This window comes from Enterobacter cloacae complex sp. 394F7, from assembly GCF_057320385.1.
In genome coordinates this window covers 473,830-490,356 of the sequence record NZ_JBXWCS010000002.1, presented here as the reverse complement: position 1 = coordinate 490,356, position 16,527 = coordinate 473,830, and the positions used below count along the sequence as shown (strand labels likewise).

General features: G+C 54.7%; 19 protein-coding genes and 1 other annotated feature. Of the genes, 8 read left to right on the top strand and 11 right to left on the bottom strand.

Going from position 1 to position 16,527, the window contains the following annotated elements:
* Nucleotides 1-120: 120 nt before the first annotated feature.
* The 9 genes from hisIE to hisL all read right to left on the bottom strand — a co-directional run bounded on the left by hisIE (nt 121) and on the right by hisL (nt 7,337).
* The gene (hisIE, locus tag AC2FAK_RS04835) at nt 121-732 is read right to left on the bottom strand and encodes a bifunctional phosphoribosyl-AMP cyclohydrolase/phosphoribosyl-ATP diphosphatase HisIE (RefSeq protein ID WP_014832598.1); all 612 of its coding nucleotides are present in this window, start codon (nt 730-732) and stop codon (nt 121-123) included.
* Nucleotides 726-1,502 (bottom strand): imidazole glycerol phosphate synthase subunit HisF, encoded by a 777-nt coding sequence (gene hisF, locus AC2FAK_RS04830; RefSeq protein ID WP_023620900.1) that lies wholly within the window; start codon nt 1,500-1,502, stop codon nt 726-728. The genes hisIE and hisF overlap by 7 nt, the downstream gene beginning before the upstream one ends.
* Nucleotides 1,484-2,221: a 1-(5-phosphoribosyl)-5-[(5-phosphoribosylamino)methylideneamino]imidazole-4-carboxamide isomerase gene (gene hisA, locus AC2FAK_RS04825; protein ID WP_029881827.1), complete on the bottom strand. Its 738-nt coding sequence runs from the start codon at nt 2,219-2,221 to the stop codon at nt 1,484-1,486. Before hisA ends, hisF begins: the two co-directional genes overlap by 19 nt.
* Entirely contained in the window at nt 2,221-2,811 is a 591-nt protein-coding gene (hisH, locus tag AC2FAK_RS04820) for an imidazole glycerol phosphate synthase subunit HisH (protein WP_001103580.1), read from the bottom strand. Before hisH ends, hisA begins: the two co-directional genes overlap by 1 nt.
* Nucleotides 2,811-3,878, bottom strand: coding sequence for a bifunctional histidinol-phosphatase/imidazoleglycerol-phosphate dehydratase HisB (gene hisB, locus AC2FAK_RS04815; protein ID WP_058681277.1), 1,068 nt, complete (start codon nt 3,876-3,878; stop codon nt 2,811-2,813). The genes hisH and hisB overlap by 1 nt, the downstream gene beginning before the upstream one ends.
* Nucleotides 3,875-4,936, bottom strand: a complete 1,062-nt coding sequence (hisC, locus tag AC2FAK_RS04810; protein WP_046888371.1) for a histidinol-phosphate transaminase — start codon at nt 4,934-4,936, stop codon at nt 3,875-3,877. Before hisC ends, hisB begins: the two co-directional genes overlap by 4 nt.
* Entirely contained in the window at nt 4,933-6,237 is a 1,305-nt protein-coding gene (gene hisD, locus AC2FAK_RS04805) for a histidinol dehydrogenase (RefSeq protein ID WP_095454598.1), read from the bottom strand. Before hisD ends, hisC begins: the two co-directional genes overlap by 4 nt.
* Before the next feature lie 5 nt (nt 6,238-6,242).
* A complete protein-coding gene (hisG, locus tag AC2FAK_RS04800) occupies nt 6,243-7,142 on the bottom strand; it encodes an ATP phosphoribosyltransferase (protein WP_000886595.1) in 900 nt (299 codons plus the stop codon).
* Nucleotides 7,143-7,187: 45 nt separating this feature from the next.
* Nucleotides 7,188-7,311, bottom strand: a sequence feature (His leader region).
* On the bottom strand, nt 7,287-7,337 hold the full coding sequence (gene hisL / locus AC2FAK_RS04795; protein ID WP_001364200.1) for a his operon leader peptide: 51 nt from the start codon (nt 7,335-7,337) through the stop codon (nt 7,287-7,289). (Overlaps the previous feature by 25 nt.)
* 175 nt (nt 7,338-7,512) lie before the next feature.
* Between hisL and AC2FAK_RS04790 the strand changes: the two genes are divergently transcribed.
* From AC2FAK_RS04790 to AC2FAK_RS04775, 4 genes are all read left to right on the top strand, one after another.
* On the top strand, nt 7,513-8,337 hold the full coding sequence (locus tag AC2FAK_RS04790) for an SDR family oxidoreductase (RefSeq protein ID WP_013097842.1): 825 nt from the start codon (nt 7,513-7,515) through the stop codon (nt 8,335-8,337).
* Between the two features lie 41 nt (nt 8,338-8,378).
* Complete coding sequence (locus AC2FAK_RS04785; RefSeq protein ID WP_095454597.1) at nt 8,379-9,308, top strand: LysR substrate-binding domain-containing protein; 930 nt, start codon at nt 8,379-8,381, stop codon at nt 9,306-9,308.
* Nucleotides 9,309-9,525: 217 nt separating this feature from the next.
* On the top strand, nt 9,526-9,588 hold the full coding sequence (gene yoeI, locus AC2FAK_RS04780; protein WP_099458931.1) for a membrane protein YoeI: 63 nt from the start codon (nt 9,526-9,528) through the stop codon (nt 9,586-9,588).
* Nucleotides 9,578-10,936 carry an APC family permease gene (locus AC2FAK_RS04775; RefSeq protein ID WP_013097840.1) on the top strand — a complete coding sequence of 453 codons (1,359 nt, stop codon included), beginning with the start codon at nt 9,578-9,580 and terminating at the stop codon, nt 10,934-10,936. The genes yoeI and AC2FAK_RS04775 overlap by 11 nt, the downstream gene beginning before the upstream one ends.
* A 121-nt stretch (nt 10,937-11,057) precedes the next feature.
* On the opposite strand, the gene sbcB is transcribed toward AC2FAK_RS04775, so the two are convergent.
* Nucleotides 11,058-12,494, bottom strand: a complete 1,437-nt coding sequence (sbcB, locus tag AC2FAK_RS04770; RefSeq protein WP_370626664.1) for an exodeoxyribonuclease I — start codon at nt 12,492-12,494, stop codon at nt 11,058-11,060.
* 198 nt (nt 12,495-12,692) lie between these two features.
* Here sbcB and dacD point away from each other — a divergent pair, with 198 nt between their 5' ends.
* From dacD to AC2FAK_RS04750, 4 genes are all read left to right on the top strand, one after another.
* Complete coding sequence (dacD, locus tag AC2FAK_RS04765) at nt 12,693-13,859, top strand: serine-type D-Ala-D-Ala carboxypeptidase DacD (protein ID WP_029881831.1); 1,167 nt, start codon at nt 12,693-12,695, stop codon at nt 13,857-13,859.
* 118 nt (nt 13,860-13,977) lie between these two features.
* Complete coding sequence (gene sbmC, locus AC2FAK_RS04760) at nt 13,978-14,451, top strand: DNA gyrase inhibitor SbmC (protein ID WP_095427566.1); 474 nt, start codon at nt 13,978-13,980, stop codon at nt 14,449-14,451.
* 92 nt (nt 14,452-14,543) lie between these two features.
* On the top strand, nt 14,544-15,602 hold the full coding sequence (locus AC2FAK_RS04755; protein ID WP_095454596.1) for an FUSC family protein: 1,059 nt from the start codon (nt 14,544-14,546) through the stop codon (nt 15,600-15,602).
* Nucleotides 15,603-15,770: 168 nt separating this feature from the next.
* Nucleotides 15,771-16,106 (top strand): DUF496 family protein, encoded by a 336-nt coding sequence (locus tag AC2FAK_RS04750; RefSeq protein ID WP_010432067.1) that lies wholly within the window; start codon nt 15,771-15,773, stop codon nt 16,104-16,106.
* A gap of 49 nt (nt 16,107-16,155) precedes the next feature.
* Here the strand turns inward: AC2FAK_RS04750 and AC2FAK_RS04745 are convergent, their stop codons facing one another.
* Nucleotides 16,156-16,488 (bottom strand): gamma-glutamylcyclotransferase family protein, encoded by a 333-nt coding sequence (locus AC2FAK_RS04745; protein WP_095454595.1) that lies wholly within the window; start codon nt 16,486-16,488, stop codon nt 16,156-16,158.
* Nucleotides 16,489-16,527 lie beyond the last annotated feature (39 nt).

Genomic DNA, 16,527 nt, shown 5'->3' with positions numbered 1-16,527 from the left:
TACCGGGAAGAAGAGAGCGAAGTTATCCCCGGGAAGTGAGAATAAAAGCCCAGAAATATCCGGCAAGAAAAAATGCTGATCACCTTAAGTGACCAGCATTAGGGAAATTCCCCGGTTTTTTTATTTATGCCGCTTACGAAGATTCTCAATCACAGCCGTCAAATCCAGCTCTTGATCCTGCAGCAGCACCAGCAGGTGATACATCAAATCAGACGCTTCGTTGGTCAGCTCTTCGCGGTCATGCACCGTCGCGGCCAGCGCGGTCTCAACGCCTTCTTCACCCACTTTCTGCGCAATACGCTTGGTGCCGCTTGCATACAGCTTCGCCGTATACGAGCTGGAAGGATCTGCCGTTTTACGCTCAGCCAGTAACTGCTCCAGTTGATACAGGAACAGCCACTGGTGGCTTGCCTCTCCGAAGCAACTGCTGGTGCCTTTATGGCAGGTCGGACCGATGGGGTTAGCCAGAACCAGCAGAGTATCGTTGTCGCAATCCGGCGTAATACTAACCACATTCAGGAAATGGCCGGAGGTTTCCCCTTTGGTCCACAGGCGCTGTTTCGTGCGCGAGTAAAAGGTCACTTTGCCGCTGTCGACCGTTTTCGCCAGCGCCTCCTGGTTCATGTATCCCAGCATCAGCACTTCACCGGAAACGGCATGCTGGACAACCACGGGCAGTAATCCGTCAGTTTTTTCCCAGTCCAGCTGCGCCTGTTGTTGCTCTGTTAACATACCCTGATCTCCACGCCCTGGTCGGCCAGGTACGTTTTTAACTCACCAATATTGATAATCTGTTTGTGGAACACGGAAGCCGCCAGCGCGCCGTCAACGTTCGCATCGCGGAAGGCTTCCAGGAAGTGTTCCATAGTGCCCGCGCCGCCGGAGGCGATCAGCGGTACGTGACAAACCTCACGCACTTTTTTCAGCTGTTCCAGATCGTAACCGTTACGCACGCCGTCCTGGTTCATCATGTTCAGCACAATTTCGCCCGCGCCACGTTTCTGCACTTCCTGAACCCAGTCCAGCGTCTCCCATTGGGTCACGCGGGTACGGCTTTCGTCGCCAGTATACTGGTTGACGTGATACTTGCCGGTGGCCGCGTCATACCAGGTGTCGATCCCGACAACAATACACTGCACGCCAAAGCGATCGGCCAGACGGGTGATCAGCTCCGGGTCGGCCAGCGCAGGGGAGTTGATCGAAATTTTGTCGGCACCGAAGGAGAGGATTTTCGCCGCATCCTCTGCAGACTTAATCCCGCCCGCCACGCAGAACGGAATATCAATCACTTCTGCGACGCGCGCGACCCAGCTTTTGTCCACCACGCGGCCATCGCTGGAGGCGGTGATATCATAAAATACCAGCTCGTCTGCACCTTCATCGGCATAGCGTTTTGCCAGTGGGACGATGTCGCCGATGATCTCGTGGTTGCGGAACTGCACGCCTTTTACGACCTGGCCGTCACGTACGTCCAGGCAAGGGATTATCCGTTTTGCCAGCATTGAATCGCCTCCGTCACAGTAAATTTTCCTTCCAGCAGGGCCCGGCCCACAATCACACCCTTGACGCCGGTCCCGCGCAGCGCGGCGATGTCGTTAATATCACCTATACCACCAGAGGACTGAAACGCCACCTGCGGATAGCGGGTGCAAACTTCTTGATATAAAGAAACGTTAGAGCCTGCCAGCGTGCCGTCGCGGGAGATATCGGTGCACAGCACGTGCTTCAGGCCAACGGGCAGATAAATATCCACCAGCTCCTCCAGGGTAACGCCAGAATTCTCCTGCCAGCCGCTTACCGCTACCTGCTTGTTACCCTGTTCATCGATACGGACATCCAGGGCCAGCACTAGCGCGTCGGCACCAAAGCGGCGGAACCAGCCTTTCACCGTGTCAGGGTCTTTGACCGCCGTCGAGCCGACCACCACGCGCGCCACGCCCGCGTCCAGCAGTGCCGCAACGTCATCTTCCGTGCGCACACCGCCACCAACCTGTACGGGGACATCCACGCCCGCCACCAGTTTTTTTAACAGTGGGATCTGGCGTTTTGCCGGATCTTTCGCGCCCGTTAAATCCACCAGGTGCAACACCTGCGCACCCTGAGCGGCATAATCCTGCAGGCGGGGCAGCGGATCGTTACCGTAGTCGCGCTGCTGGCCGTAATCACCCTGATGAAGACGAACAACCGTGCCGTCAATTAAGTCTAAAGCGGGAATAATCATCACATCTCCAGGAAGTTTTTCAGCAGCTGAGCGCCTGCGGCACCCGAACGTTCCGGGTGAAACTGCACGCCGAAGAAGTTATCTTTCTGCACTGCCGCGGTAAACGCCTCGCCATAATTGCACTGGGCGATGGTGTAGGGATTCACCGGCATGGCGTAGCTGTGCACGAAGTAGAAGTAAGCGCCATCCTCAATGCCGCGAAACAGTCTGTCACCCGCTTTCGCATAAACGCGGTTCCAGCCCATATGTGGCAGTGGTAAACCGTGATCGGCCATTTTTGGCACGTCTTCTTCAATAATACCCAGCAGTTCGACGCCGTTGCTCTCTTCACTACGACGGCCGAGCAGTTGCATACCCAGGCAAATCCCGAGCACTGGCTGGGTACAGGCTTTGATGAGATCGACCAGTTCACGCTCGTGGATCTGATCCATCGCCGCCTGCGCGGTGCCTACACCAGGCAGGAAGAGTTTGTCTGCGCGCAGCACGACGTCCGGGTCGCGGCTCACCACCGGCTCGTAGCCGTGGCGGGCAATGGCCGATTTCACGGAGTTCAGGTTGGCGCATCCGGTATCCAGAATCACCACATTCATTACAGCACTCCTTTTGATGAGGGCAGGGCGTCACCTTCCACACGAATTGCCTGGCGCAGGGTACGGCCAAAGGCCTTGAACAGGCTCTCCACTCGGTGGTGGTCGTTCTTGCCTTTGGTCTTCAGGTGCAGCGTCAGGCCCATGGTGTAGGACAATGAGCGGAAGAAATGCTCCACCATTTCGGTGCTGAGATCGCCCACGCGCTGGTAGGTGAAATCGGCTTTATATTCCAGGTGCGGACGACCAGAGATATCCATCGCACAGCGCGCCAGGCACTCATCCATTGGCAGAACAAACCCAAAACGGTTGATGCCACGTTTGTCGCCCAGGGCCAGCTTCAGCGCTTCGCCCAGCGCCAGACCGGTGTCTTCAACGGTGTGGTGATCGTCAATGTAGAGATCGCCTTTAACCGTAATCTCCATGCGGAAGCCGCCGTGGGTGGCAATCTGATCCAGCATGTGGTCGAAGAAACCCACCCCGGTGTGGATCTTGCTGCCGCCTTCGCGATCCAGCCACACCTTCACGTCAATCTGTGTCTCTTTGGTGTTGCGTTCTACGTGCGAGTAGCGGTCACGTTTGGTGAGCTGCTCGCCAATCTTCGCCCAGTTGAGTTCGTCGCGGTTGTAGCGCAGCCCGGTGATGCCCATATTTTCGGCAAGCGTAATGTCGGTGGCGCGATCGCCAATGACATAGCTGTTGGCTTTATCCAGGACATCTTCCAGCAGATAGCGTTCTACCAGTTTCACCTTCGGCTTGCGGCAGTCGCACGCATCGGCAGGCAGATGTGGGCAAATCAGCACCTCATCAAATACCACCCCCTGAGAGGTGAGTACCTGCATCATCAGATTATGCGGGCCGTCAAAGTCGGCCTGCGGGAAGCTGTCGGTACCCAGACCGTCCTGGTTGGTGATCATCACCATCTTATATCCGGCTTTCTGCAGTTTCAGCAGCACCGGGATCACGTCTGGTTCAAAAGCCAGTTTGTCGAAACGATCGACCTGAAAATCGGTTGGTGGCTCCGAAATCAGGGTGCCGTCTCGGTCGATAAAGAGGATCTTCTGGCTCATACTTTCTCCGCTTTCAGTGCGTCAATCACGCGCTGGCTCTCTGCACGGGTACCTACGGTAATACGCAGGCAGCCGCTCAGAGAAGGTTGTTTATTTTGATCACGTAAGATAATGCCCTGATCCCATAAAGATTTAAATACGGCACTGGAGGCGGTAAAGCGAACCAGGAGGTAGTTGGTTTCAGAGTCGAACACCTGCTCTACGCAAGGGATCGCTTTCAGGGCGGTCACCAGGTACTGTCGCTCTTCCAGGATTTGCGCCACACGCTCACGCATTGCATTGATCCCTTGCGGGGTCAGGGCCTGAGCGGCAATGTCAGCCACGGGAGTAGAAAGCGGGTACGGGGCGATCACTTTCAGCAGCAGGTCGATTACCTCTTTATTGGCCAGCGTAAACCCGCAGCGCAGACCTGCAAGCGCAAAGGCTTTCGACAGCGTACGCAGCACCACCAGGTGTGGGTACTCTTCCAGCCAGCCGGCCAGCGTCGCCTGAGGGCAGAACTCAATATAGGCTTCGTCGGCGACCACCAGTGCTTTGCCGCGGGTCATCTCCAGCAGGGTACGGATATCCTGAGGGTTGATAATCTGCCCGGTCGGGTTGTTGGGGCTACAGACAAAGACCACCTTCACGCCGTCCAGATTGTCGGCAATTCCCTGCAGGTCCAGCTGCCAGTTCTCCAGGGAGAGCACGTTACGGCACGCCACGCCAAAGGTTTCCGCGCTGACGCTGTACATGCCGTAGGTAGGCTGGCAATACATCACCGCATCTTTACCCGGCTCGCAGAACGCGCGGATCAACAGCTCAATGCCTTCATCCGCCCCGCGGCTGACCAGCACCTGCTCCGGCTTCACGCCCGCATATTGCGCATAGTTTTCAATCACTGCTTTTGGCTGGCACTCCGGATAACGGTTCAGCGTCTGCTGCGACAGCTCAAATTGTACCGCTGTAGGGAATTCGTTGGCGTTCAGCCAGACATCACCGTTGCCGCCCAGGCGACGAGCAGACTGATAAGGCGTCAGTCGACGGACATTTTCCCGCGCTAATTCTTCAATGTTCATGCTTGCTCCTTCAGGGCTGCAACGCGCAGCGTAACGGCGTTTTTGTGGGCGGTCAGGCGCTCGGCGGCGGCCAGCGTCTCGATGGTGGACGCCAGCGAGGCAAACCCTTCACGGGAGAGTTCCTGCACGGTCATGCGTTTCTGGAAATCGGCCAGGCCCAGGCTGGAACAGGTAGAGGTGTAACCATACGTCGGCAGAACGTGGTTGGTGCCGGAGGCGTAATCGCCCGCGGACTCCGGGGACCAGTCGCCGAGGAAAACCGAACCTGCGCTGGTGATGCTGTCGACCAGGTCGCGCGCGTTGCGGGTCTGAATAATCAGGTGCTCCGGGCCGTACTGGTTGGAGATAGCGATGCACTGGTCAAGATCGCGCGCCACAATCAGGCGGCTGGCGGATAACGCCTGGCGTGCCGTATCGGCGCGGGGTAAATCGGCAAGCTGACGCTCTACGGCTTCACCCACGCGTTTGGCCATATCGGCATCTGGCGTCAGTAAAATCACCTGCGAATCCGGGCCGTGTTCCGCCTGGGATAACAGGTCAGACGCCACAAAATCCGGCGTGGCGCCGCTGTCGGCAATCACCAGCACTTCCGACGGACCCGCCGGCATATCAATGGCCGCGCCATCAAGACGCTGGCTGACCTGGCGCTTGGCTTCGGTGACAAAGGCGTTACCCGGGCCAAATACTTTGTCGACCTTCGGGATAGATTCTGTGCCAAACGCGAGGGCAGAAATCGCCTGTGCGCCGCCGACTTTAAACACTTCCTGCACGCCGCAGAGTTTTGCAGCATAGAGAATTTCATCGGCAATCGGTGGTGGAGAGCAGAGCACCACTTTCTGGCAACCGGCAATACGCGCCGGGGTGGCCAACATTAATACGGTTGAGAACAGCGGGGCGGAGCCGCCAGGGATGTAAAGACCCACCGAGGCGACCGGACGGGTCACCTGCTGGCAACGCACGCCCGGCAGCGTTTCCACATCAACGGTCTGCAATTTCTGCGCGACGTGGAAGGTCTCGATGTTTTTCACCGCGACGGCCATCGCCTGTTTGATCTCGTCCCCAAGACGGCTTTCCGCCTCGGCGATCTCCTGCCCGGTTACCTTTAACGCACCGACTTCCGTTTTATCAAACTTCGCGCTGTATTCCCGCAGCGCTTTATCGCCACGGGTTTTGACGTTATTGAGGATCTCCGTCACGGTACGGGTGATGCTTTCGGAGGCGCTGATGGCCGGGCGCATTAACAGCTCGCGCTGCTGTTCGTCAGTACACTCATTCCAGGTAATGATAGTGTTAAAGCTCATGGCAATTACTCCATCATCTTCTCAATTGGCAGCACCAGAATGGAGCTTGCGCCCAGTGCCTTCAGTTTTTCCATGGTTTCCCAGAACAGCGTTTCGCTACTGACCATGTGCATCGCCACACGCTGCTGATCGCCCGCCAGTGGCAGAATGGTAGGGCGCTCAGCACCTGGCAGCAGGGCGATCACTTCGTCCAGACGTTCGGTTGGTGCATGCATCATGATGTATTTGGATTCACGGGCCTGAATCACGCCCTGGATACGGGTCAGCAGTTTGTCGATCAACTGCTGCTTGGCGTCAGCCATTTCGCCGTCACGCTGGATCAGGCACGCTTTGGAGCGGTAGATCACTTCCACTTCGCGCAGGCCGTTCGCTTCCAGGGTGGCACCGGTCGAGACGAGGTCGCAAATGGCATCCGCCAGGCCCGCACGCGGTGCGACTTCAACAGAACCATTCAGCAGACAGGATTTAAACTGCACGCCTTTCTGATCCAGATAGCGTTTTAACAGGTGAGGGTAGGAGGTAGCGATGCGTTTGCCGTTCAGCGCGGCCGGGCCATCCCAGGCTTCATCAACCGGTGTTGCCAGCGACAGGCGGCAGCCGCCGAAGTCCAGGCGACGCAGGGTGAAGTAACGCGGATCTTCACCCTGAGCGCGACGGGTCAGAAGCTCTTCTTCCAGTACGTTTTCACCGATGATGCCAAGGTCAACGACACCGTCCATTACCAGTCCCGGGATATCGTCATCACGCACGCGCAGAATGTCGATGGGCATGTTTTCAGCCAGGGCAATCAGGCGCTGGGTGTGCAGGTTGATTTTAATCCCGCAGCGGGCCAGCAGTTCGCGTGAATCATCACTTAAACGGCCTGATTTTTGAATAGCTATGCGTAAACGTGAGTTATCTAACATTCTGTGTTCCTCGTTAACCTGTTTTAATCTGTCTGAATTTGGTCCAAAAAAAAGCCCCCGGAAGAAGATCTTCCGGGGGCTTTTTCATGCGTTCATGCACCACTGGAAGATCCAAACGTCTTCCAGCACACATCGCCTGAAAGACTAGTCAGGATGATGGTGATGATGGTGGTGTTTAAATTGAACGCGTGTCATATAAATTCTCGATGAATGCTTATTCATTTGATGTCTTTTAACCTAAACCAGTTGTATGACACATTGCAAGGGCTTTTTTTGATCATTAATTCATTTCATATTGATGCTATGAATTGTGTGTTCTGCTGCGCTGGCGTAGCCTTATGAGAGACGAGTGAGAGTCAGGAGAATTCACATGAAAAAGGTCGCGATTGTCGGTTTAGGATGGCTGGGAATGCCGCTGGCGATGTCATTAGCCGCGAAAGGCTGGCATGTGACCGGGAGCAAAACCACGGCGGATGGCGTGGAGGCGGCGCGCATGTGCGGTATTGATGGCGTCGAGCTGCGTCTTGAACCAGAGCTGGTATGTGATACTGACGATCTGGACACGCTGATGAATGTGGATGCGCTGGTCATTACGCTTCCCGCGCGTCGCAGCGGTCCGGGCGAATCATTCTATCTGCAGGCGATGCAGGAGATTGTCGACAGCGCGCTGGCACACGATGTGCCGCGTATTATTTTTACCAGCTCAACCTCGGTCTACGGTGATGTTGAAGGTGTGGTGAAGGAGACTACCGAGCGCCGTCCTGTTACCGCGAGCGGAAAAGTGTTGAAAGAGCTGGAAGACTGGCTACACAACCTGCCGGGAACGCAGGTTGATATCCTGCGTCTGGCGGGGCTGGTTGGCCCAGGGCGACACCCGGGACGCTTTTTTGCCGGCAAGTCTGCCCCCGATGGGCAACATGTGGTGAATCTGGTGCATCTAGATGATGTTGTCGGGGCAATTGAGCTCCTCTTGCAGGCTCCAAAGGGCGGGCACATCTATAATATATGTGCACCCTCTCATCCTGCGCGAAGCACATTTTACCCGCTGATGGCGCGTCAGTTGGGTCTGGCGCCACCCGTTTTTGGTGAGACAAAGGACGAAAGCAAAGGCAAAATTGTCGATGGCAACCGCATTTGTCATGAGCTGGGTTTTGAGTATCAGTATCCCGATCCGCTGGTGATGCCCATGGCATAAGTCCTCCGGCGGAATCCCTCGCACACCGGAAGGGGGCGAACATGAAACCGCTGCTGGATGTTCTCATTATTCTGGATGCACTGGAAAAAGAAGGCAGCTTTGCGGCTGCCTCAGCGAAGCTCTACAAAACCCCTTCAGCGCTGAGCTACACGGTTCATAAACTGGAAAGCGATCTGAATATCCAGATCCTCGATCGCTCTGGCCACCGGGCCCGCTTTACCCGCACCGGACAAATGCTGCTGGAAAAGGGGCGTGAAGTGCTGCACACCGTCCGCGAACTGGAAAAACAGGCCATCAAACTTCATCAGGGCTGGGAAAATGAACTGGTGATTGGCGTTGACGATACTTTTCCGTTTTCCCTGCTGACGCCGCTAATTGAAGCGTTTTATCAGCGCCACAGCGTGACCCGCCTGATTTTTATTAATGGTGTACTGGGCGGCTCCTGGGAGGCCTTGGTTCAGGGGAGGGCGGATATCATCGTCGGCGCATTACATGAACCTCCTCAACTGAGCGATTTTGGGTTTACCCGCCTCGGGATACTTGAGCAAGTTTTCGCGGTTGCTCCGCATCATCCGCTGGCCCGGGAGCCTGAGCCCATTAACCGGCGCGTTATTAAAGGTTACCGTGCCATTGTGGTGGGCGACAGTTCACGGCCGGAATGTGCCGTATCGTCGCAGCTGCTTGATGAGCAGGAGGCCATTACTGTTTTTGATTTTAAAACCAAGCTGGAATTGCAAATCAGTGGGCTGGGTTGCGGCTATTTACCTCGCTATCTGGCGCAGCGATTTCTTGATAGCGGCGCGCTGATTGAAAAACAGGTGCTGGCTCAAAGCAGTAATGAATCGGTCTGGGTTGGCTGGAATGAACAAACGGCGGGGTTAGCCAGCGCCTGGTGGCGGGACGAAATTTTAGCAAATAGTGCTATCGCCGCTGTCTATACGCAGAGCAGCGTCCACAAATCAGCCAGTTAGCGCAGGAATATTTACAATGCCTTTGTAAAGTATTGCGTTTTGTATCTGATGTGGGGCAAAATGCGCCGCAGCAACCAAAGGAATAATCGACGATATAAAAGGCGTCGGTTATTTTTTTTTGCATGTATGAAACGAAACTAAAAACCAAGAGGCCGGGCTTCGTACCGGATAGATATTTACTAAAATCCGACAGTTGTTGTCGCTGAGGAAGAAAGAAATGGGGCAATTTTTCGCTTACGTGGCGGTTATCACCGTAAAGGAGAATAACTATGTCGCATAACGCAACTCCAAACACCTCTCGCGTGGAATTACGTAAAACACTTACGTTGATTCCGGTTGTTATGATGGGCCTTGCCTATATGCAACCAATGACGCTGTTCGATACATTCGGTATCGTATCAGGCCTTACTGACGGTCACGTGGCAACGGCGTATGCCTTTGCACTGGTCGCTATTCTCTTTACAGCGCTGAGCTACGGTAAACTGGTTCGCCGTTTCCCGTCTGCAGGCTCTGCCTACACCTATGCCCAGAAATCCATTAGCCCGGCGGTTGGCTTTATGGTGGGCTGGTCATCCCTGCTGGACTATCTGTTCATGCCGATGATCAACATTCTGCTGGCAAAAATTTACTTCGAAGCGCTGGTACCTTCCGTACCGTCGTGGCTCTTTGTTGTTGCGTTAGTGGCCTTTATGACCATCTCTAACCTGCGCAGCATTAAGACCGTGGCGAACTTCAACACCCTGATTGTTATTCTGCAAATGGGTATTGTTGCGGTTATTGTGGGTTTGATCATTTACGGTGTTTCTCACGGTGAAGGCGCGGGCACGCTGGTCAGCTCTCGTCCGTTCTGGTCTGAAGGGGCACATGTGGTGCCGATGATCACCGGTGCGACTATTCTGTGCTTCTCGTTCCTGGGCTTCGACGGTATCTCTTCTCTGTCTGAAGAGACCAAAGATGCAGAACGCGTGATCCCACGAGCCATTTTCCTGACTGCGTTGATTGGTGGCATGATCTTCATTGGTGCCTCCTACTTCCTGCAGCTCTACTTCCCGGATATCTCTCGTTTCAAAGAGCCAGATGCTTCACAGCCTGAAATCATGCTGTATGTAGCAGGGAAAACCTTCCAGTGGGGCGTACTGATCTTCTCCAGCGTTACCGTTCTGGCTTCTGGTATGGCTGCGCATGCTGGGGTTTCTCGCCTGATGTATGTAATGGGTCGTGACGGTGTGTTCCCAACCCGTTTCTTCGGCTACGTTCATCCGAAATGGCGTACTCCGGCGTGGAACGTGCTGTTGGTTGGCGCAATCGCCCTGATGGCCATTAAATTTGACCTGGTGACGGCAACGGCACTGATTAACTTTGGTGCGCTGGTGGCCTTTACCTTTGTTAACCTCTCCGTGATCTCGCAGTTCTGGATCCGTGAGAAGCGCAACAAAACGCTGAAAGACCACTTCAATTACCTGGTTCTGCCAATGTGCGGTGCGCTGACGGTCGGTGCATTGTGGATTAACCTGGAAGAGAGCTCTATGATTCTGGGGCTGATCTGGGGTGGTATTGGTCTGGTTTACCTGGCCTGCGTGACGAAGAGCTTCCGTAACCCGGTTCCTCAGTACGAAGACGTTGCGTAATACCGTGTCGGGTGGCGGCTACGCTTACCCGACCGACAAAACCCGTAGGCCCGCGTAAGTGCAGCACCACCGGGCAAAAAAAACCGGAGACCATCGCCTCCGGTTTTTTTATCGTTGAATTTCAGACTATCTCTTGTACGTACTTGAACAGGGCTTTCAGCAGCGCCTGCTTCTCTTCATTCCCTTCGTATTGGCCGTAAAGCATCTCCAGCTCCTGCGCATAGCCGTGCAGATATTCAGGCGTAAACACATTACGACGATGCTGCAGCCAGCGTTCCTGCTCAGCTTCATCCAGCGTGCCGGGATAGTTACGCGCGCGGTAGTTAAACATCAGCTTCTCAATGCGTTTATCCGCAAAGGTGATGTCCAGCGCGGGCAGGTTACGCGGTTCAGTTTGCAGGACGATGTTCATCGCAGCACGGTCGGCATCGCTGAAGAAGCCGTTATACAGCTGCGCATCCACGTTTTCGGACGGCACGAATGGCTCGGCTTCGGCAAATATGGCGACGACTTTCTCGCGCACCTGCGGATTTTCGCGCAGTATTTTAAGGTTATCCAGGCAGTGCTGGCGGTTGATTCCGAGCCTGTCGGCATCTTCCGGGCGCAGCGTATTGGCCTGCGCCAGTACCGGACATTTATTGATATGCACCAGTTTGACCGGCACCGCGGGCAGGTCTCCCAGCGCATCTTTAGGGGTATAGAGGCGCTCACGCAAGGTATCGCTGTCGAGCTCCAGCAGCGGGGAGATATCCCCGGCTAAATCCACCATGATGACCGCGTTACGGTTATCCGGATGCCAGGCCAGCGGTGCCACCCAGCTGGTGTTGCCGCGCCAGGCACCAAACATGCCGGAGATATGCACCAGCGGTTTCATCTGCGGCACATCAATCAGCGTCATCAGTTTCTGCTTGCTGCGATGACTCAACAGATACTCAAACAGGCGTGGTTGTGCGGTTTTAACGAGCTTCGCCATGGCAATGGTGGCGTAGACGTCGGCCATCGCGTCGTGGGCATTACTGTGCTCAATGCCGTTGGCGCGCGTCAGGTGCTCCAGCCGGAAGCTTGGCAATCCGTCTTCGTTCTCTGGCCAGTTAATCCCCTCCGGGCGCAGCGCATAACAGGCGCGCATGATATCCAGCAAATCCCAGCGCGAATTGCGGTTCTGCCAGCTCCAGGCGTAGGGATCGTAGAAGTTGCGGTAGAAGATGTTGCGCGTCACTTCATCATCGAAACGGATATTGTTATACCCGACCACGCAGGTATGGGGAACGGTGAACAGATCGTGGATACGGCGGGCGAACTCTGCCTCGTTAACGCCTTTTTCCCGCGCTTCCTGGGGCGTTATCCCCGTGACCATGACAGCGCCGGGCTGCGGCAGGTAGTCATCGGCAGGTTTGCAGTAAAAGACCTCTGGCTCACCAATAATATTGAATTCGTCGTCAGTGCGGATGGCGGCAAACTGCGCCGGTCGGTCCAGCGCCGGGTGGGTGCCAAAGGTTTCGTAGTCGTGGAATAAAAAAGTCGGGCGTGCGGCAGAGTCAGACACCAGTAATACCATCCTGTTAAAAAGTGACGTCACTATGGTAAACGATCGTGAGGGACAGACCGAATAAAAAGCGCCGTCATGCAGCAAATTTGCGAGCGTGGTTCCGGGAAAAACATGCTTCCTGTCACATTTTTTTGCAATTAAGCCAGGTAACGACACCAGAACTCCCGTAAAAAGGTCATCGATTTTTAATGACCTGAGGATATACCGTTGAAACGCCGTCTGTTTATTGCTGTTTCTTTACTCGCTTCGAGTGTCTCATCTGCTTTTGCGGCCGATCCGCTGGATTTTTCGCCGCAGCCTCCGGCCATTCAGGCCGGCTCCTGGGTACTGATGGATTACACTACGGGTCAAATCTTAACGGCGGGCAACGAACATCAACAACGCAATCCGGCGAGTCTCACCAAGCTGATGACCGGCTACGTTGTTGACCGCGCTATTGATAGCCACCGCATTTCCCCGGATGACATTGTCACCGTCGGGCGCGACGCGTGGGCAAAAGGTAACCCTGTCTTTGACGGTTCGTCACTGATGTTCCTGAAAGAGGGTGACCGCGTTTCTGTGCGCGACCTCAGCCGCGGTCTGATTGTTGATTCTGGTAACGACGCCTGTGTGGCGCTGGCGGATCACGTGGCCGGTGGCCAGCCGCAGTTCGTGAAGATGATGAACGACTATGTGCAAAAGCTGAATCTGCGCGATACCCACTTCGAAACCGTTCATGGTCTGGATGCCCCAGGCCAGCACAGCTCTGCGTATGATCTGGCCGTGCTGTCCAGGGCCATCATCCACGGCGAGCCTGAGTTTTACCACATGTACAGTGAAAAGAGCCTGACCTGGAACGGGATCACGCAGCAAAACCGTAACGGTCTTCTCTGGGATAAGACCATGAACGTGGATGGTCTGAAAACGGGGCACACGTCAGGGGCCGGATTTAACCTGATTGCTTCCGCCGTGGACGGTCAGCGTCGCTTGATCGCCGTGGTGATGGGGGCAGACAGTCCGAAAGGGCGTGAGGATCAGGCCCGTAAACTGCTGCACTGGGGACAACAGAATTTTGATACCGTGCAGATCCTGCACAACGGTAAAAAAGTGGGCACTGAGCGGATCTGGTACGGCGATAAAGAACAGGTGAACCTGGGCACCGACCAGGATTTCTGGCTGGCATTACCGAAAGCAGAAGTACCGAACATCAAGGCAAAATACGTGCTGGATACAAAAGAGCTGGAAGCGCCGATAGCCGCCCATCAGCGGGTAGGCGAGATCCAGTTATACGACCGCGATAAAGTGGTCGCTCACTGGCCGCTGGTGACGCTGGAGCGTGTTGATAAAGGTGGCCTTTTCTCCCGTCTGAGTGATTATCTGCACCACAAAATCTAACCTTTCTGGGCAGACTGGCAGGGTTGCGAGTCTGCTCACATAATAAACACTCCTTGATTGCCGATTATAGAAATTCTGCTTTATAGTGTATAAATATACAGTGATAAACGGAGGCAGTATGGACTACAGCATCAGGCAGGAAAAGAAACGTAAGATTGCCGGTTTTCACCTGGTCGGGCCATGGGAACACACGGTAAAACAGGGCTTTGAACAGCTGGTCATGTGGGTCGATGGCCGACACATTCAGCCGCTGGAGTGGGTTGCGGTTTATTACGATAACCCGGACGAAGTCCCGGCAGAAAAATTGCGCTGCGATACGGCCGTTACGGTACCGGATGATTTCGTTATCCCGGAAAACAGCGAAGGGGTGATGATGACGGAAATTGTGGCCGGAGATTACGCCGTCGCGAAAGCACGTGTTGAAAACTACGACTTCGCTACGCCGTGGTACCAGTTCTTTAACTCCCTTTTGCAGGACAACAAATTCCAGATGGCTCTGAAACCGTGCTTCGAGCGCTATCTAAATGATGGCAACGCCGACGGGTACTGGGACATCGAAATGTTTATCGCTGTAGAGCATAAAGCGGGGTAGTCCTGTTAAATACAGGGTTTTTCAGCCGGGTGTGATCCGCCCGGCTGAAAACACAGTACAATTGTGATTTGCCGTGTAGCTGGAGAGCGGGTGTGCGTCCCGACAAATCATTAACGTCTTTCGAAATTCGGTTGTATAAACACTACCGCGTGGTTCATGGGTGCCGTATCGCGCTGGCATTCGTTCTGACGTTTGTGCTGGTCCGTTTACTGGATGTTCCTGAAGGAACGTGGCCGCTGATCACGCTGGTGGTCGTCATGGGGCCAATCTCGTTTTGGGGGAACGTTGTCCCGCGTGCTTTCGAGCGCATTGGCGGTACGGTTTTTGGCTCAGCCCTTGGGTTGATTGCCCTTAAGCTGGAGCTTATTTCATTCCCGGTGATGTTGGCCTGGTGCGGTGTCGCCATGTTCCTCTGCGGCTGGCTGGCGCTGGGTAAAAAGCCCTATCAGGCACTGCTGATTGGTATCACCCTCGCGGTGGTGGTCGGCGCGCCAGCGGGTGATATGACCACGGCACTGTGGCGAAGCGGGGATGTTATTCTTGGTTCACTGCTGGCGATGCTTTTCACCGGTATCTGGCCGCAGCGCGCTTTCCTGCACTGGCGCATTCAGATGGCAAATTATGTCACCGCTTTTAACCGTGTCTACCAGGCCGGTTTTTCACCTAATCTTGTCGAACGTCCCCGGCTGGAGAAGCACCTTCAGCAGAGCCTTAATGACGTGGTCAAAATGCGCGGTCTGATTACCCCTGCCAGCAAAGAGACCCATATTCAGAAATCGATTTTCGAAGCTATCCAGACCGTGAGCCGTAATCTGGTCTGCATGCTTGAATTGCAAATCAACGCGCACTGGGCCTCGCGCCCCAGCCATCTGTTAATGCTGAACGCGCAGACGCTGAAGGAGACGCAGCAGATGACGCAGCAAACCCTGCTGACCATCGCTCATGCCCTTTATGAAGGTAACCCGCAGCCCATCCTCGCAAACAGCGAGCGTCTGAATGAGATCGTTGCCGAACTGAAACAGCTGATCAACGAGCGACAGGGCGATAACGTAGCGGAAACCCCAATCCATGGTTACGTCTGGCTGAGCATGGAACTGGCGCGTCAGCTTGAGTTGCTGTCGCATCTCATTTGCCGTGCACTGCGCAAATAAAGAGCAGCTATCGCCATATGTGACGGCTGCTGCTTCGATTCAGCATCAATTGGGGTTATGATAGTTTTAAACGATATACTCATTGTCATTCGCAGCCGCTGTCAGTAAGGTTATTGGTACAACGGTTGCTTTAACGAATCCGAATCTCACATTATCAGGGGTGTAAAAATGGAAACTACCAAGCCTTCGTTCCAGGATGTTCTGGAATTCGTCCGCCTGTTCCGCCGCAAAAACAAACTGCAGCGTGAAATCCAGGACGTTGAGAAGAAGATCCGTGACAACCAGAAACGTGTTCTGCTGCTGGATAACCTGAGCGACTACATTAAGCCAGGTATGAGCGTTGAAGCTATTCAGGGCATTATTGCCAGCATGAAGAGCGACTACGAAGACCGCGTTGATGACTACATCATCAAAAACGCTGAGCTGTCTAAAGAGCGTCGTGACATCTCCAAAAAGCTGAAAGTGATGGGCGAAATCAAAAACGCTGAAGCCAAAAGCGAATAATCGCTGCTGATTGCAAAAAAGGCTCTCTGGTGACAGAGAGCCTTTTTTATTACGCAGAGCGCGGCTGTAGCTGGTAGATCCAGGCCTTAACCTGGTCACCTTCGGCGGTGGTCACCATGACCTCGACCCGATCGTAACCGTCTTCAAATTCATCCAGCATCGGCCAGTGTGCCTGGAGGTTGCTGGAGGTAAAGAGAAAGCCTTCAACGCACGGACCATCGGCGTGCAGCACGATACCCGGAAAATCTGCCGCAGCGCCCCAGCCACGCGCATAAAACGTCCCGGTGACAAAACCGGCCTGCCATTCGCCGCCGATGTTTTCGAGAATATATGCATTTGAGTGACCCGGGCGTAACGTACCGTAGACAAACAAAGAGTCCATGTTTTCCTCACCAGAAAAGCAAAAAGCCCGCTTTAAAAG

Bases quoted from the DNA above. Each gene is read 5' to 3' on its own strand.
- hisIE (WP_014832598.1), bottom strand. From the start codon at position 732: ATGTTAACAGAGCAACAACAGGCGCAGCTGGACTGGGAAAAAACTGAC.
- hisG (WP_000886595.1), bottom strand. From the start codon at position 7,142: ATGTTAGATAACTCACGTTTACGCATAGCTATTCAAAAATCAGGCCGT.
- hisA (WP_029881827.1), bottom strand. From the start codon at position 2,221: ATGATTATTCCCGCTTTAGACTTAATTGACGGCACGGTTGTTCGTCTT.
- hisD (WP_095454598.1), bottom strand. From the start codon at position 6,237: ATGAGCTTTAACACTATCATTACCTGGAATGAGTGTACTGACGAACAG.
- AC2FAK_RS04785 (WP_095454597.1), top strand. From the start codon at position 8,379: ATGAAACCGCTGCTGGATGTTCTCATTATTCTGGATGCACTGGAAAAA.
- AC2FAK_RS04790 (WP_013097842.1), top strand. From the start codon at position 7,513: ATGAAAAAGGTCGCGATTGTCGGTTTAGGATGGCTGGGAATGCCGCTG.
- sbcB (WP_370626664.1), bottom strand. From the start codon at position 12,494: ATGGTATTACTGGTGTCTGACTCTGCCGCACGCCCGACTTTTTTATTC.
- AC2FAK_RS04775 (WP_013097840.1), top strand. From the start codon at position 9,578: ATGTCGCATAACGCAACTCCAAACACCTCTCGCGTGGAATTACGTAAA.
- AC2FAK_RS04750 (WP_010432067.1), top strand. From the start codon at position 15,771: ATGGAAACTACCAAGCCTTCGTTCCAGGATGTTCTGGAATTCGTCCGC.
- sbmC (WP_095427566.1), top strand. From the start codon at position 13,978: ATGGACTACAGCATCAGGCAGGAAAAGAAACGTAAGATTGCCGGTTTT.
- hisC (WP_046888371.1), bottom strand. From the start codon at position 4,936: ATGAACATTGAAGAATTAGCGCGGGAAAATGTCCGTCGACTGACGCCT.
- hisH (WP_001103580.1), bottom strand. From the start codon at position 2,811: ATGAATGTGGTGATTCTGGATACCGGATGCGCCAACCTGAACTCCGTG.
- hisB (WP_058681277.1), bottom strand. From the start codon at position 3,878: ATGAGCCAGAAGATCCTCTTTATCGACCGAGACGGCACCCTGATTTCG.
- AC2FAK_RS04745 (WP_095454595.1), bottom strand. From the start codon at position 16,488: ATGGACTCTTTGTTTGTCTACGGTACGTTACGCCCGGGTCACTCAAAT.
- hisF (WP_023620900.1), bottom strand. From the start codon at position 1,502: ATGCTGGCAAAACGGATAATCCCTTGCCTGGACGTACGTGACGGCCAG.